A 14,035-nucleotide genomic window follows, 5' to 3' on the forward strand; every position below is an offset into this window, starting at 1 on the left:
CATGGGTGCCCAGCTAAGGCTGCTGCGGCGGCGGATCAAGTCGGTCAAGTCGACCGCCAAGATCACCCGCGCTCAGGAGCTCATCGCCTCTTCGCGGATTGTGAAGGCGCAGATGCGGATGCAGGCGGCGCTGCCGTACGAGCGTGAGATCACTCGCGCCGTCACCGGCGTCGTCAGCAACGCGTCGAGCGTCGACCATCCGCTGACCGTGGCGAAGGACAATCCCACCAAGGCGGGCGTGCTCGTCGTCACCAGCGACAGCGGGTTCTGCGGCGGCTTCAACGCCAACGTCCTGCGCGAGGCCGAGGCCCTGCGCGGACTGCTGAAGAGCCGCGGGCTCGAGGTCATCCCGTTCGTCACCGGCCGTAAGGGTGTCACCTGGCACTCCTTCCGCAACCGGACGATGGGCGGGCAGTGGGTCGGCTTCTCCAGGAAGCCCGCCTACAGCGACGCCAAGGAGATCGCCGAGCTGCTGATCGAGTCGTTCAAGGACGAGAACGGGATCGACGAGATCCACATCGTCTCGACCGAGTTCGTCTCGATGCTCACGCAGAACGTCGTGGTCAAGCGCATTCTGCCGCTGGAGGTCGAGGAGACCGAGGCGAGCGAGAGCGACGCGATCCCGCCCTACTTCGAGTTCGAGCCCACCGCGGCCGACGTACTCGAGTCGCTGCTGCCGCGTTACGTGGAGTCCCGCATCTTCACGGCGCTGCTGGAGTCGGCGGCTTCAGAGGAGGCCGCGCGTCGCCGCGCGATGAAGTCCGCCACGGACAACGCCAACGAGCTGATCCGCGTGTTCACCATGCAGATGAACCAGGCTCGTCAGGCGGAGATCACCCAGGAAATCAGCGAGATCGTCGGTGGCGCCAACGCGCTCGCTGACGCCGCAGCGGGGAAAGAGTGAAATGACTGCAGAGGCTGTTGAGACCGTTGAGACCCCCGCGGCCGGTGTCGGCCGCGTGGCTCGGGTCACAGGGCCCGTCGTCGACGTGGAGTTCCCCGTCGAGGCGATGCCCGACATCTACAATGCGCTTACCATCGACGTCACCCTCGGTGGCGACACCAAGCTGCTGACCCTCGAGGTCGCCCAGCACCTCGGTGACAACATCGTCCGGGCCATCTCCATGCAGCCCACCGACGGCGTGGTCCGGGGTGCGGCCGTCACCGACACCGGCTTGCCGATCTCGGTGCCCGTCGGCGACGTCGTCAAGGGTCACGTGTGGAACACGCTCGGCGAGTCGCTGGACGTGCCGACCGCTTCTCTCAAGATCGACGAGAAGTGGGGCATCCACCGGCCGTCGCCGCCGTTCGACCAGCTCGAGTCGCGCACCGAGCTGCTCGTCACGGGCATCAAGGTCATCGACCTGCTCACGCCGTACGTACAGGGTGGCAAGATCGGCCTGTTCGGCGGCGCGGGTGTGGGCAAGACCGTCCTCATCCAGGAGATGATCCGCCGGGTCGCCCGCAACTTCGGTGGCACCTCGGTGTTCGCCGGCGTCGGCGAGCGCACCCGTGAGGGCAACGACCTCTGGCTGGAGATGGAGGAGGCGGACGTCCTCAAGGACACCGCGCTCGTCTTCGGTCAGATGGACGAGCCGCCGGGCACCCGTCTGCGGGTCGCCCTGTCGGCGCTGACGATGGCGGAGTACTTCCGCGACGTGCAGAAGCAGGACGTGCTGCTCTTCATCGACAACATCTTCCGCTTCACGCAGGCCGGCTCCGAGGTGTCCACCCTCCTCGGCCGTATGCCGTCGGCCGTGGGTTACCAGCCCACGCTGGCCGACGAGATGGGTGTGCTCCAGGAGCGCATCACCTCGACGCGTGGTCACTCGATCACCTCCATGCAGGCGATCTACGTGCCCGCCGACGACATCACCGACCCGGCCCCGCACAACGCGTTCGCGCACCTCGACGCGCAGACCGTGCTCTCCCGGCCGATCTCGGAGAAGGGCATCTACCCCGCGGTGGACCCGCTCGACTCCAACTCCCGCATCCTCGACCCGCAGATCGTGGGCGAGGAGCACTACGCGGTGGCCCAGGAGACCAAGCGGATCCTGCAGAAGTACCGCGAGCTCCAGGACATCATCGCCATCCTCGGTATCGACGAACTGTCGGAAGAGGACAAGGTCACCGTCCAGCGGGCCCGCCGTATCGAGCGGTTCCTGTCGCACCCGATGTACGCCGCCGAGGCGTTCACCGGCCAGCCCGGCGAGAACGTGCCGCTGGAGGAGACCATCCGCTCCTTCAAGGGCCTGTGCGCGGGCGAGTACGACCACCTGCCCGAGCAGGCGTTCTTCATGGTGGGCGGCATCGACCAGGCCATCGCCAAGGCCAAGGAACTCGAGCGCTGATCGCCCGCGGTGGGGGTAGGGCGCGAGCCGTACCCCCACTCCTGTCCGGAAAGGAGCCTACGTGGCGAAGCTACGAGTAGGCGTTGTCTCGCCCGAGCGTGAGATCTGGTCGGGCGAGGCCGACATGGTGATTGCCAAGACCGTGGACGGCGAGATCGGTATTATGCCGCAACACGCACCTGTGCTCGGCGTCCTCGTCGAGGGCGGCGTGCTGCGCGTGAAGCGGGAGGGCAAGGGCGACCTGGTCGCGGCGGTCCACGGCGGATTCATCTCCGTGGCCGACGACGAGGTGTCCGTGCTCGCCGAGGTCGCCGAGCTCGGCTCGGAGGTCGACATCGCGGCAGCCCGTGACGCTCTCGAACGGGCGCAGGCCTCCATCGAGGCCGACCAGGCGGACGCCGACGCGGCCGTCGAGGCCAAGCGTGCCAAGGCCCGGCTGCGCGCGGCCGGCGAAGAGGTCTAGTTCTTTGAGGTCTAGTTCTTTGATGCGGGTTTGATGCAAGGGGGCGGCTTGGTAGCGACGGTTCTCATCTGTGTGCTGCTGGTCGCCGTCCTGGTGGTGTTGCGCGGGCTCCTGGTGGTGCGCTCCCGGGGGAGCGTGCCCTGCCGCCTGCGTGTGGGCGACCACGGCTGGCAGCGCGGGGTAGCCCGCTACGCCGACGGGGAGCTCCATTGGATCCCGCTCATAGGTCTGCGACTCAGGCCCCGCCACGCGATCGCGAGGCGGGGCCTTGTCGTTTCCTCGCGGCGGGAGCTGGACAGTGGTTTCTACGCCGTGGACTGTTCGGGGACTACGCGGGACATCTCGCTGGCGATGAGTGCGGACGCCTTGACCGGATTTCTCGCCTGGCTTGAGTCCGCGCCGCCGAGCGCTTATCTGGACGTCGCCTAGACCCCGTTCGTGACGGTCTGTGGTGGCTGGGGTCCTTCTGGGAGTTACCCCCTTCGGGGCATCGGGCTAGCGGGTGCCGCCTGGTTTCCAGAGGATCTCGTTGCCCGCGTGGGCGACCCTGCACAGGATGAACAGCAGGTCTGACAGGCGGTTGAGGTATCTGGCCGTCAGCGGGTTCATGTCCTCGTGCGCTTCCAGGGCCGCCCATGTCGTACGTTCGGCGCGCCGGACGGTGACCCTGGCCACGTGCAGCCCGGCTATCGACGGGTCGCCGCCGGGGAGGATGAAGCTGCGCAGCGGCTTGAGCTGCTCGTTGAACTCATCGCACCGCGCCTCCAGCCAGTCGATGTAGGACTGCTCGACCCTCAGCGGCGGGAACTCCGGGTTGTCCTTGACCGGTGTCGCCATGTCGGCACCCACGTCGAAGAGCTCGTTCTGGACGCGGATCAGCACTGCCGTCAGCTCCATCGGCAGTGTGCCGTGCGACAGGGCCAGGCCCAGGTGCGCGTTCGCCTCCTCCACATCCGCGTAGGCCGCCAGGCGGAGGTCGGTCTTGGCGGCGCGGCTCATGTCGCTCAGAGCGGTCGTGCCGTCGTCTCCGGTGCGGGTGTAGATCCGGGAGAGGACGACCGGCTTGTCCTTGTCGGCACGCGTCATGAGGTCAGCGTAATGACAAAAGTCACTCGAAACGGACGCGGGGCGCATACGGCGTCGGTGATTTCCACGACTACCAGCGCTGATCGCCACCCGCGACGATGGCTTGCATGATGAAGGAGAGAATCTGATGCTCGAGATCAGCGAGCTGCGCAAGCGCTTCGCCGGGGGGCCGGACGCGCCGGAGGGCAAGGTGGCCCTCGACGGGATCAGCTTCGCCGTACGGCCGGGCGAGATGTTCGGGTTCGTCGGCGCGAACGGCGCCGGCAAGACGACCACCATGCGGATCGTCATGGGTGTGCTGCAGCCCGACGAGGGCTCGGTCAGCTGGCAGGGCCGGCCGCTGGAGTACATCGGCCGGCGGCGGTTCGGCTACATGCCCGAGGAGCGGGGGCTGTACCAGAAGATGCGGGTCGCCGAGCAGGTCGAGTACTTCGGCCGGTTGCACGGCATGGGCGCCGCGGCGGCCAGGACGGCGGCCGGCGACCTGCTGGAGCGGCTGGGCCTGACCGAGCGCCGGGGTGACGCGGTAGAGGCGCTGTCGCTGGGCAACCAGCAGCGCGTGCAGCTAGCGGTGGCGCTGGTGCACGATCCCGAGGTGCTGGTGCTCGACGAGCCGTTCTCCGGGCTCGACCCGATCGCGGTGGACGCGCTGGCCACGGTGTTGCAGGAGCGGTGCCGCGGGGGCGTGCCGGTGATCTTCTCCAGCCATCAGCTGGAGCTGGTGGAGCGGCTGTGCGACTCGGTCGGCATCGTGTCGGCGGGCCGGATGGTGGCCAGCGGCACGGTCGGCGACCTGCGGGCGGCGGAGAACCGTACGCTCCGCGTCGTGGTGCGCGACCCGGCGCCCGGGTGGGCCGACGGCCTGCCCGGCACCGTCACCGTCACCGGCGACCGGCACGTGCTGCTCACCACCGACGGCGACGACCAGGAGATCCTGCGCCGCGCCATGAAGGCCGGGCAGGTCGAACACTTCGGTGCCGAGCAGCCGACCCTGACCGAGATCTTCAAGGAGGCCGTGGCGTGAACAGCGTGATCCTGGTGGCGCGGCGCGAGATCACCACCCATATCCGGACGAAGGCATTCGTCATCGGACTGCTCATCACCGCCGTGCTGGTAGGGGCGGTGGCGTTCGCGCCGAAGATCCTGGGCGGCCCCGACTCGTACAAGATCGGCGCCGTGAACTCCCAGGAACTGCCGCTCAAGGCGGCCGCGCCGGACGCGGAGTTCGAGTGGCGCACGTTCCCCGACGAGGCGGCGGCCAAGAAGGCGGTGCTCGACGGCGATGTGGACGCGGCGCTGGTGAACAACACCAAGGTGCTCACCGACGGCGAGATCGACTCCCAGCTCGGTGTGCTGCTGCAGAGCACCAACCGAGAGCTCAAGCTGGGCGCCGCGGGCGTGTCGATCCCACCGCTCCAGATGGTGTCCGTGGGCGCCGACACCCGCTACCAGTCCGCTAGGACCGGGATCGCCGTGGTGCTCGTCCTCGTGCTCTTCATGCTGATCATCGGACAGGTCATGATGGTCGCCATGGGAGTGGTGGAGGAGAAGGGCAGCCGGATCGTGGAGATCCTGCTCACCTCGGTCCGGCCGTGGCAGCTGCTCGCCGGCAAGATCATCGGCCTGGGCGCGCTCGGCCTGATCAACCTCGTCACGATCCTGGTGGTCGGCGTGTCGGCCTCGGTCGTTTCGGGCATCGCGGTGGACTTCCCGCCGGGCCTGCCGGGGATCGTGGCGGGAGTGCTGCTCTGGTTCGTGCTCGGCTACGCCTTCTTCGCCACGCTCGCCGCCGCGCTCAGCTCGCTGGTCTCCCGCCAGGAGGAGGTGAGCAACGTGATGTCGCCCCTGACCATGCTGATCATGGTGACCTACTTCGGGGCCTTCTACGCCACCACCGACCCCACCGGGACACTGGCCAAGGTCGCCTCGCTCGTCCCGCCGTTCTCCTCGATGGTCATGCCGGTGCGGATGGCCGCCGCCGACGTGCCGCTCTGGGAGATCGGGCTGTCGACGGTGCTGATGCTGCTCGCCGTGGCGGGGGTGCTGTCCTTCGGCGCGAAGGTGTACGAGCGGGCGGTGCTGCGGACCGGGGCCAGGATCAAGCTCGGCGACGTGCTACGCGCGAAATAGATGGACCCGAAACAGGTGGACGCGAAATAGATGGATGCGATCAGGCGGGCGCGGCGCATCTCCCTGTGCGTGCTGAACTCCATGATCGTGATGACGTGGGTCGGCGTCGCCCTGGCGACCCTCGGCGGCCTCGCCATGGGCACGCTCTCCTGGCTGCGCATCGTGCCCGCGATGATCGCCTTGATCGTCTTCACCTGGCTCTTCCTGCGCATCACCCGCGCCGTCCTGGAGCGCCGCTACCTCACGAGAGAGGTGGTGGCGGCCGGCGCTCTCGCCGTCCTCGCCGCGGCGTTGGGGGGCGCCGACCCGTTCGGATGGGGCTTCGGGCTGCTGGCCTGGGTGTCCGTGGCGCTGATCAATATCCGCGTGTGGGCGGCCGTGGGCCTGGCAGTGGGTACGGCCGTGGTCGGCACCGGGCTGGGCGTCGTCACCCTCCTCATGGGACAACCCCTCCAGTCGATCCTCGTTCCGTACGACGATGGGGCGGTCTTCGCCCTGGGATTCGTCTACGCGATCATGTGCGCCCTGCTGCCGCCGTCCAACCGGTTCTGGGCGTGGATTTACACGCTGGCCGTACAGGCTCACGAGGGCAGGGAGGCGCACACCCGGCTGGCGGTCGCGGAGGAGCGGCTGCGCTTCGCCAGGGACCTGCACGATCTCGTGGGGCACCAGCTCTCGGCCATCGCGGTCAAGACCGAGCTGGCCGTACGGCTGTCGGCCGCCGACACCGTCGCCGCGAAGGCGGAGATGGTGGCGGTGAACACACTGACCAGGACGGCGCTGCGGGAGCTGCGCCAGGCGGTGCGCGGCTACCGCGAACTTGACCTGAGCGCCGAGCTGAATAGCGTGAAGGGCGTGCTCGAAGCGGCCGGCGTCCGCTGCGAGCTCCGATTGCCCTACCGTGATCCGCCCGGCGGCGTGGCGCCCGTGTTCGCCTACGCGGTCCGCGAGGCGGCGACGAACGTGCTCAAGCACAGCACGGCCTCGTTCTGCGAGATCACGCTCCGCTTCACCGAGGAGGAGGCGGAGCTGAGCGTACGCAACGACGGGGTGGTCCGCCATCAGGTGTCCGACGTGGGCAGCGGCCTGACGGGCATGGGGGAGCGGCTGGCGGACATCGGCGGCAAGGTGACGGCCCGTCCCACAGGCGATGGGGAGTTCCTTCTGCGAGCGGTTGTGTCACTTCCGCTCCGTGGGTAGGGGGAACGGTGCCGGGTTCAGCTCGGCGGACGCCCTGCGGAAGGGTATGAATACGCCGCGTGAGGTGTGCGGCGTGACTGAGGAGGTGGCATGCGCGTCCCGGGCAATCCCAAGGCCCAGGTGGTGCGGATCGGAGCGCGGCTCGACGCGGGCACGTCGGCGGGGGTGCGGGAACGTCTGCACGACGCGGTCGACTCCGGCGAGGGCGACCTGATCCTCGACCTCTCCGAGCTGGAGATGATCGACGCCACCGGCCTCGGAGTGCTCGTGGGCACGCATCGGCGCGCGCTCAGCGTGGAACGCCACCTCGTTCTTCGGGGGGTGCCGCCGCGGGTCATGCGGGTCCTGGCGGTGACCCGGCTGAATCGGGTCCTGCGTGTAGAGGTTCAGGCAGCCGCGGTGGCCTGAAGCGGCGCCCGGCGGTGTTCGGGAGTGCGCCGGGATGTCGCGAAATATAGGGGCGGGCAGCGATCAGCCGCTGCTCGCCCTCTTTTTCCCGGCCATACTCCCACACGCGGTAGTAGTTTCCCGAACGCAGATATCGCCTCTTTAGCGTGGGGATTATCGCCTTACCACATCGCCATATAAACACGAACCGTAATCAGTGCCTCACGGCGAACCGAGGGATCTGCCGAAGATGTGTACGGCCACACCGACCAGTTCGTCGATGGACGGCGGCTCGTCCGACAGCAGCCATTCGATGAGCAGCTCTTGCAGCGCTCCAATAACCCCGAGCGCCACCAGACGCCGATTCGGCTCCGCGGGCAGCGGGAATTCCGCCGACGCCTCCTCGACAAGACGGGCGAAGGACTCGACGGCCCGCTGCCGGGAAGCGGTCAGAACGTCGCCCGACCTGCGTACCTCAAGGTGCATGATGCGGGCGCGACGCCAGTCCGCCGTGGCGAACTCGATATACGCGCGAATCCCGGCCCGCACCCTGTCGTTCAGGGTCGCAGGCGCCTCTTGTAACGCCTTGGCCACAACGGCGAGGCTTTCCTCCACGCACCGCTCGTGCAGCGCCTGAAGAAGTTCCTCACGGCCGCCGAAACATTCGTAGAAGGCGCGGTTCGAGATCCGGGCCTCCGAGCACAGCCTTTCGATGGTCGTCGCCACGAAACCTGGCTTCGCGTATAGCGTGTAGGCGGCTGTCATCAGCCGCTCGCGTCTGTCCGCCAGCCTTTGCTCAGCCGACATTCCCCGGTAAGACCGGTTCACATTCCACCCGTCCAACATGATCGTGGCCCCCAGAGCACACAATTATGGACGGATGATCCGTTTTGGGAAAGAGCATATACTTTATCTCTTACGTCGGCCGTGCAAGAACGTGACAAGCCTGATCAGCCGCTCAAGCTCAGCGGGCCCTCTGCTGAACGAGGTCAGGTTCATGCCGGGCATCGCGAAGCGTTGGCGGCTGATCGCTTTGGGCCTGGCGAACTCCCGCAATCCGTCGGCTCCATGGATGCGGCCGAAGCCCGAATCGCCGATTCCGCCGAACGGCAGCGCGGGCACTCCGGCGAACGAGATGACCGAGTTGACGGCCGTCATTCCGGTACGCATCAGCCGCGCCAGCTCGGTCGCCCGGCGCGCGTTGCGCGAGAACACGGTGCTGGCCAGCCCGTATGCCGAGGCGTTGGCCAGCTCCAGCGCCTCCCGCGCGTCGCGGGTGCGCCGTACGGTGATGGTCGGGCCGAACGTCTCCTCGCGCACCGCGGGGGAGTCCTCCGGCACGTCCTCGACGATCACCGGGTCGACGTACGGAGCGCGCACCGAGTCGGGACCACCTGTCACGACTTTTCCGGACTTGGTGGCGTGGTCGATGTGGCGCCGGATGATGTCCAGCTGGCCCGGCATGGTGATCGGCCCATAGTCCTCCCCGGCTTTGACCGTGGCGACCCGGGCCGACAGCTCGCGCATGAAAGGTTCATAGACCGCGTCCACGACGTACACCCGCTCGACACCCACGCACGTCTGCCCGGCGTTGGACATCGCCCCCCACAGGCAGGCGTCGGCGGCGGCCTTCAGGTCGGCGTCGGCGTCGACGATGAACGCGTCCTTGCCGCCGCACTCGGCCACGATCGGCGTCAGGTTCTCGGCGCAGGCCGCCATGACCCGCTTGGCCGTGGCAGTAGAGCCGGTGAACGCCACCTTCTTGACCCGCGAGTCTTTCGCCAGCAGCGCGCCCGTCTCCCCGAGCCCGGTCACGGTCTGGAACACCGGCTGCTCCGGCACCGACTCGGCGAACAGCTCCGCCAGCCGTACGCCGACGCCGGGAGTGAGCTCGCTGGGCTTGAACACGACCGCGTTGCCGGCCGCGAGCGCGTACGCGATCGAGCCCATCGGCGTGAAGACCGGGTAGTTCCACGGCCCGATCACGCCGACCACGCCCAGCGGCAGGTATTCGAGCGTGGCGGCCAGGTTGAGGCCGATCATCCCGGTCGAGACGCGGCGCCGCCCCAGGACCTTGGCCGCGTTGCGGGCCGCCCAGTCGAGGTGCGTGATCGCCAGCACCAACTCCAGCGTGGCGTCGCCGACCGGCTTGCCCGTCTCCTCGTGCACGAGCCCGGCCAGCTCCTTGAGGTGCTGGGTGAGCACGGCCTTGTAGTCGAGCAGGCGGCGCCTGCGCTCGGCGGGGGTCAGCCCGGCCCACCAGGTCGCGGCCTGCTCGGCCCGGCCGACGGCCGCGCGCACGCCGTCGGCGGACTGCTTCGGGTGACTTCCGACGACCTCGCCGGTCGCCGGGTTCAACGAGTCGAACGTCAGCGTGGTCATGGCGTCACCCTAGACCGGTAAGCCATCACTTACCAGCTCAGGGCGTCTCCCGCCACATGCCCCACATGGGCGGCCCGTCGGGGAGCCGGAACTCTTCGGTGAGGTGGAATCCGTACTTCTCGTAGAGGGGCACGTTGGACTCCTTGCTGCTCTCCAGGTAGACGGGCAGCCCGGCGCACCTGGCCAGACCGGCCCGCAGTAGCGCCCCGCCCACGCCGCCGCCCCGCACTTCGGGCAGCGTGCCGATCTGCGCCAGGTACCAGTGCGGCTCGGCGGGCCGGTGCGCGGCGAGCGTCTCCTCCAGCGCCATGCCGTAGGACACCCGCTCGCCCATGGCCTCGACGAAACCGGGGAGGCCGGCCTCGTCCGGCTGGTGACCTGGCGGATCCCAGAGCGCGGCCCCCACCATCGCGCCCTCGGCGTCGTAGGCGACCTCGGTGATCGCGTGACTGTAGCGGGCGAGTGTGGTGAACATCAGCGCCGTGCCCGGATCGTCCGGCAACAGCCACCTGATCACCGGGTCGTCGTGGAACGCCCTGGCCAGCACCTCGCCGGCCAGTTCGGTGACGTCCGGGTCCGCGACGAGTGCGAGGTCCATGGCTCAGCCCTCCGCCAGCCAGTTTCCGTGGAAGCCGGTCGGGACCCGCTGGGGCAGCCGGATCGACGCCACGTCCGACAGGTCGGTCGCGTCGAGCACCAGCAGCTCGGAGCTGCCGCCCGTGGTGACCACGGACAGCAGCCAGCCCTCGTCCTCGGCCCGTGCCCCCTCGGCCGCCACGAACACCGCCTCGCCCGTGTCGTCGCCGGTCTGCCTGACCTGCGCCGACCCGGTCCGGTGGTCGTACTTGACGATGGAGTCGCGGCCCACCGTGTAGAGGTAGCGGCTCGCGCGGCCGAGCAGGGAGTCGTTGAACGTGGGGAACTCGACGCCCCGATCGTCCCGCGCCTCCTCCTTGACCGAGCCGGTCGCCGGGTCGAGCGTCCACTGGTGCAGTGCCGCGGCGACACTCGTGGCCGCGTGCCTGGCCGGGTCGCCGGTGTTGCCGATGCGCGCCCAGACCTGGGTGAAGGACTCCCGCGAGTAGCGGGCGCCGTTGAGCACGATCCGGCCGTCCGCGTCCTCCCATGCGTTGCCGACGTGGAAGACGTAGCACGGGTCGACCTCGAACCACTGGGTCGGGCCGCCCTGCCTGGGCGTCACGCCGATCCGCGCGCCGTATCCGTCGTCCCAGGCGTACGGCATGCCGCCCGCGCGCCCGGCCTCGAACACGAAGGGCAGGTCGAGCCAGAGCAGGTAGTGCTCGGTGACGGAGAAGTCGTGCATCATCGTCGACTTCGGCACCTCGATCTCCCGGCTCTCCACCAGCTCGCCGCCCGCCGACAGGCGGTGGTAGGTGAGGTACGGCGGCGCGTAGCCGTAGCCGAAGAAGTGCAGCTCGCCGGTGGCCGGGTCCTCCTTGGGATGCGCGGTCATGGCCGTGGTCAGCCGCCCGCCGAAGTCGCACGGGCCGACCGTGGCCAGCTCCGGCGTCATCTCGTACGGCAGGCCGTTCTCGACGAGCGCGAAGATCCGGTCGGCGTGCCTGATCACCGAGGTGTTGGCCGTGACCGCGGCCAGGTCGACGCCGCGCTCGCCGATGAAGGTCGCGTCATCGGTGAACTTCTTGGTGCGGACCCACCGGTTTCGGTACCACTCCGCCCGGCCCCGGTCGATCCGTACGCCGTGCAGCATCCCGGCGCCGCCGAACCAGTGGCCGGGATCGTCGCCCGGCTTTGGATTGGGTCCGTTGCGGAAATATCGCCCGGTCAACTCGGCGGGCAGGGCGCCGGAGATGGGGAGGTCATACGCCTCGGTCTCGTCGGATACGGGGGCGAGGTTGCCGCTCAGGTAGAAGGGCGTCGTCATATCACGCTCCAATCTTGATAGGTCAAAACTAGAATGTCTAGTCGTGACATGTCAACACAGGAACGTCGCTGGTGTTCAGAAGAGCGTGGGGTTCTCCGGTTCGATCCCGCGCAGCGCGTCGTAGTCGAGCGTGACGCAGTGAATGCCTCGGTCGGCGGCCAGCACGCGGGCCTGGGGCTTGATCTCCTGGGCGGCGAAGACGCCGCGGACCGGGGTCAGCAGCGGGTCGCGGTTGAGCAGCTCCAGATAGCGGGTCAGCTGCTCGACGCCGTCGATCTCGCCGCGGCGCTTGATCTCGACCGCCACCGTCGCGCCGAGCGCGTCGCGGCAGAGGATGTCGACCGGGCCGATCGCCGTCATGTACTCGCGGCGGACCAGCGTGTAGCCGGCGCCCAGGGTCGTGATGTGCTCGGCGAGCAACTCCTGAAGGTGCGCCTCGACGCCGTCCTTGATCAGACCGGGGTCGACGCCGAGCTCGTGGCTGGAGTCGTGGAGGACCTCGGCCATCGTCAGGACCAGCTTCTCGCCGGACTTGCCGTGGGTGACGGTCCAGGTCTCGCCGTCCTCCTTGAGCTTGCACGGCGGGTTCATCCAGTTGAGCGGCTTGAAAGCCCGGTCGTCGGCGTGGATGGACACGCTGCCGTCCGCCTTGATGAGAATGAGCCTCGGCGCCATCGGCAGGTGAGCCGTGAGCCGTCCGATGTAATCCACGCTGCATCGCGCGATGACCAGCCGCATGACGGCCAACCCTACCGGCTCTGGAAAACTGGACGCATGGCGTTCGCGATGGTGGGAGTGGCCGCCCCCGGCCCAAGGGGTGCGGGGGCCGGCGAGATGTCCGTACGGGCGGAGCCATTCGTACGGGCGGAGCCATTCGTACGGGCGGAGCCATGAGCCCGCGCCGCGCCCGCCGCAGGGAGTCGTCCCGCCCGCTCGGCCTGCCCGGAGGCATGGAGCGGGTCGAGGAATGGCCGGACGGTGACTGGAAAGTACGCATGCTCACCGGCTCCTCCTCGACCAAGGACTACCGCTGCCCCGGCTGCGACCAGGAGATCCGCGGCGGCCAGCCGCACCTGGTGGCCTGGCCGAGCTGGAGCGGCGGCGACGACGAGCGCCGTCACTGGCATCCGGCGTGCTGGCGAAAGAGACTGGATCGCGGCCCCGGCCGCAGCCGCTACTGAGCGGCCCGCCCCCCCCCCCCGCCCCCCCCCCGGGCCCGCCAGCGGCGGCCCCGCCCCCCCCCCCCCGCCCCCCGCGGGGGCCCCGCCCCCCCCCCCGCGACCAGCCCCCCAGGGGCAAGATCACACTGAAGGGACCGACCTTGGAGATTCGCGCGGCGACGGTGCTGCCCGCCCGGCGAGAGCCGATCGAGTTGCACACGGCCGACGGCCAGACCCTGGTCGGGGAGCTGGCCCTGCCCCTCGACCGGCCCCCCGTGGCGACGCTGGTCACCTTCCACCCGCTGCCCACGCACGGCGGGTTCATGGACAGCCACGTCTTCAAGAAGGCCGCCAACCGCCTGCCCGCCTTGGCCGACGTGGCCGTGCTGCGCTTCAACACGCGCGGCACCTCCTCCGAGCGCGGCACCTCCTCCGGCACCTTCGACGGAGGGGAGGGGGAGCGGTTCGATGTGGCGGCGGCGCTGGAGTACGCCGAATACCACGACCTGCCGCACGTGTGGGCGGTCGGCTGGTCGTTCGGCACCGAGCTGACGCTGAAGTGGGCCCGCGACCCGCTCGTGGAGGGCGCCATCCTCCTCTCACCGCCGCTGCACCGGGCCACGGACGAGGACCTGGACGCGTGGGCCGAATTCGGCCGGCCGCTGGTGGCGCTGGTGCCGGAGTTCGACGACTACCTGCGGCCCGAGGAGGCCAGGCGGCGGTTCGCGCGGGTGCCGCAGGCCGAGGTCATCGGGGTCGACGGGGCCAAGCACCTGTGGGTGGGTGAGCCGTACGTACGCGTCGTGCTGGACCAGATCGTCAGCCGGGTGAACCCGGCCGCGGCTCCGCTGCCCGTCGACGCCTGAGGTTGGCGATTATTTTCGGACATCGTGTAGTTCTTGATGAAATCCGCCGAAAGATCTAGACGAATCGTCTATCCCGGGTGACAATCCGATCGTCAATTGAAGAT

The 14,035-nt window shown here is 68.8% G+C and carries 16 protein-coding genes; 10 read left to right on the forward strand and 6 right to left on the reverse strand.

Annotation, left to right across the window (positions count from 1 at the left end):
• Position 1: 1 nt before the first annotated feature.
• The 4 genes from LDL49_RS08395 (at position 2) to LDL49_RS08410 (ending at position 3,243) form a co-directional block, all read left to right on the forward strand.
• Positions 2 to 904, forward strand: coding sequence for a F0F1 ATP synthase subunit gamma (locus LDL49_RS08395; RefSeq protein ID WP_225290369.1), 903 nt, complete (start codon positions 2 to 4; stop codon positions 902 to 904).
• Between the two features lies 1 nt (position 905).
• Positions 906 to 2,351 (forward strand): F0F1 ATP synthase subunit beta, encoded by a 1,446-nt coding sequence (gene atpD, locus LDL49_RS08400; protein ID WP_225290370.1) that lies wholly within the window; start codon positions 906 to 908, stop codon positions 2,349 to 2,351.
• Positions 2,352 to 2,412: 61 nt separating this feature from the next.
• Positions 2,413 to 2,814, forward strand: a complete 402-nt coding sequence (locus tag LDL49_RS08405) for a F0F1 ATP synthase subunit epsilon (RefSeq protein ID WP_225290371.1) — start codon at positions 2,413 to 2,415, stop codon at positions 2,812 to 2,814.
• A gap of 48 nt (positions 2,815 to 2,862) precedes the next feature.
• The gene (locus LDL49_RS08410; protein WP_225290372.1) at positions 2,863 to 3,243 is read left to right on the forward strand and encodes a DUF2550 domain-containing protein; all 381 of its coding nucleotides are present in this window, start codon (positions 2,863 to 2,865) and stop codon (positions 3,241 to 3,243) included.
• A 66-nt stretch (positions 3,244 to 3,309) separates the two neighbouring features.
• Here the strand turns inward: LDL49_RS08410 and LDL49_RS08415 are convergent, their stop codons facing one another.
• Positions 3,310 to 3,900 carry a cob(I)yrinic acid a,c-diamide adenosyltransferase gene (locus tag LDL49_RS08415; protein ID WP_225290373.1) on the reverse strand — a complete coding sequence of 197 codons (591 nt, stop codon included), beginning with the start codon at positions 3,898 to 3,900 and terminating at the stop codon, positions 3,310 to 3,312.
• A 127-nt stretch (positions 3,901 to 4,027) separates the two neighbouring features.
• Here LDL49_RS08415 and LDL49_RS08420 point away from each other — a divergent pair, with 127 nt between their 5' ends.
• From LDL49_RS08420 to LDL49_RS08435, 4 genes are all read left to right on the forward strand, one after another.
• Entirely contained in the window at positions 4,028 to 4,924 is an 897-nt protein-coding gene (locus LDL49_RS08420) for an ABC transporter ATP-binding protein (protein WP_225290374.1), read from the forward strand.
• Positions 4,921 to 6,030: an ABC transporter permease gene (locus tag LDL49_RS08425; protein WP_225290375.1), complete on the forward strand. Its 1,110-nt coding sequence runs from the start codon at positions 4,921 to 4,923 to the stop codon at positions 6,028 to 6,030. Before LDL49_RS08420 ends, LDL49_RS08425 begins: the two co-directional genes overlap by 4 nt.
• Before the next feature lie 30 nt (positions 6,031 to 6,060).
• A complete protein-coding gene (locus LDL49_RS08430) occupies positions 6,061 to 7,230 on the forward strand; it encodes a sensor histidine kinase (RefSeq protein WP_225290376.1) in 1,170 nt (389 codons plus the stop codon).
• A 90-nt stretch (positions 7,231 to 7,320) separates the two neighbouring features.
• Positions 7,321 to 7,638 (forward strand): STAS domain-containing protein, encoded by a 318-nt coding sequence (locus LDL49_RS08435; protein ID WP_225290377.1) that lies wholly within the window; start codon positions 7,321 to 7,323, stop codon positions 7,636 to 7,638.
• A gap of 201 nt (positions 7,639 to 7,839) precedes the next feature.
• Here the strand turns inward: LDL49_RS08435 and LDL49_RS08440 are convergent, their stop codons facing one another.
• The 5 genes from LDL49_RS08440 to nucS form a co-directional block, all read right to left on the reverse strand.
• Positions 7,840 to 8,463: a TetR/AcrR family transcriptional regulator gene (locus LDL49_RS08440; protein WP_225290378.1), complete on the reverse strand. Its 624-nt coding sequence runs from the start codon at positions 8,461 to 8,463 to the stop codon at positions 7,840 to 7,842.
• Positions 8,464 to 8,526: 63 nt separating this feature from the next.
• On the reverse strand, positions 8,527 to 9,999 hold the full coding sequence (locus LDL49_RS08445) for an aldehyde dehydrogenase family protein (protein ID WP_225290379.1): 1,473 nt from the start codon (positions 9,997 to 9,999) through the stop codon (positions 8,527 to 8,529).
• Positions 10,000 to 10,036: 37 nt separating this feature from the next.
• Entirely contained in the window at positions 10,037 to 10,597 is a 561-nt protein-coding gene (locus LDL49_RS08450) for a GNAT family N-acetyltransferase (protein ID WP_225290380.1), read from the reverse strand.
• A 3-nt stretch (positions 10,598 to 10,600) separates the two neighbouring features.
• The gene (locus LDL49_RS08455; RefSeq protein ID WP_225290381.1) at positions 10,601 to 11,905 is read right to left on the reverse strand and encodes a carotenoid oxygenase family protein; all 1,305 of its coding nucleotides are present in this window, start codon (positions 11,903 to 11,905) and stop codon (positions 10,601 to 10,603) included.
• Positions 11,906 to 11,980: 75 nt separating this feature from the next.
• Entirely contained in the window at positions 11,981 to 12,643 is a 663-nt protein-coding gene (gene nucS / locus LDL49_RS08460; RefSeq protein WP_225290382.1) for an endonuclease NucS, read from the reverse strand.
• Positions 12,644 to 12,795: 152 nt separating this feature from the next.
• On the opposite strand from nucS, the gene LDL49_RS08465 reads away from it, so the two are divergent.
• The gene (locus LDL49_RS08465) at positions 12,796 to 13,086 is read left to right on the forward strand and encodes an Rv1322 family protein (RefSeq protein WP_225290383.1); all 291 of its coding nucleotides are present in this window, start codon (positions 12,796 to 12,798) and stop codon (positions 13,084 to 13,086) included.
• 140 nt (positions 13,087 to 13,226) lie between these two features.
• The gene (locus LDL49_RS08470; protein ID WP_225290384.1) at positions 13,227 to 13,931 is read left to right on the forward strand and encodes an alpha/beta hydrolase; all 705 of its coding nucleotides are present in this window, start codon (positions 13,227 to 13,229) and stop codon (positions 13,929 to 13,931) included.
• Positions 13,932 to 14,035: the final 104 nt, after the last annotated feature.

This window comes from Nonomuraea aurantiaca, from assembly GCF_020215705.1.
GTDB classification, from domain to species: Bacteria; Actinomycetota; Actinomycetes; order Streptosporangiales; family Streptosporangiaceae; genus Nonomuraea; species Nonomuraea aurantiaca.

Coding starts and splice junctions, on each gene's coding strand:
- LDL49_RS08445 (WP_225290379.1), bottom strand. CDS start 9,999: ATGACCACGCTGACGTTCGACTCGTTGAACCCGGCGACCGGCGAGGTC.
- LDL49_RS08430 (WP_225290376.1), top strand. CDS start 6,061: ATGGATGCGATCAGGCGGGCGCGGCGCATCTCCCTGTGCGTGCTGAAC.
- LDL49_RS08395 (WP_225290369.1), top strand. CDS start 2: ATGGGTGCCCAGCTAAGGCTGCTGCGGCGGCGGATCAAGTCGGTCAAG.
- LDL49_RS08420 (WP_225290374.1), top strand. CDS start 4,028: ATGCTCGAGATCAGCGAGCTGCGCAAGCGCTTCGCCGGGGGGCCGGAC.
- LDL49_RS08465 (WP_225290383.1), top strand. CDS start 12,796: ATGAGCCCGCGCCGCGCCCGCCGCAGGGAGTCGTCCCGCCCGCTCGGC.
- LDL49_RS08415 (WP_225290373.1), bottom strand. CDS start 3,900: ATGACGCGTGCCGACAAGGACAAGCCGGTCGTCCTCTCCCGGATCTAC.
- LDL49_RS08455 (WP_225290381.1), bottom strand. CDS start 11,905: ATGACGACGCCCTTCTACCTGAGCGGCAACCTCGCCCCCGTATCCGAC.
- LDL49_RS08450 (WP_225290380.1), bottom strand. CDS start 10,597: ATGGACCTCGCACTCGTCGCGGACCCGGACGTCACCGAACTGGCCGGC.
- LDL49_RS08435 (WP_225290377.1), top strand. CDS start 7,321: ATGCGCGTCCCGGGCAATCCCAAGGCCCAGGTGGTGCGGATCGGAGCG.
- nucS (WP_225290382.1), bottom strand. CDS start 12,643: ATGCGGCTGGTCATCGCGCGATGCAGCGTGGATTACATCGGACGGCTC.
- atpD (WP_225290370.1), top strand. CDS start 906: ATGACTGCAGAGGCTGTTGAGACCGTTGAGACCCCCGCGGCCGGTGTC.
- LDL49_RS08440 (WP_225290378.1), bottom strand. CDS start 8,463: ATGTTGGACGGGTGGAATGTGAACCGGTCTTACCGGGGAATGTCGGCT.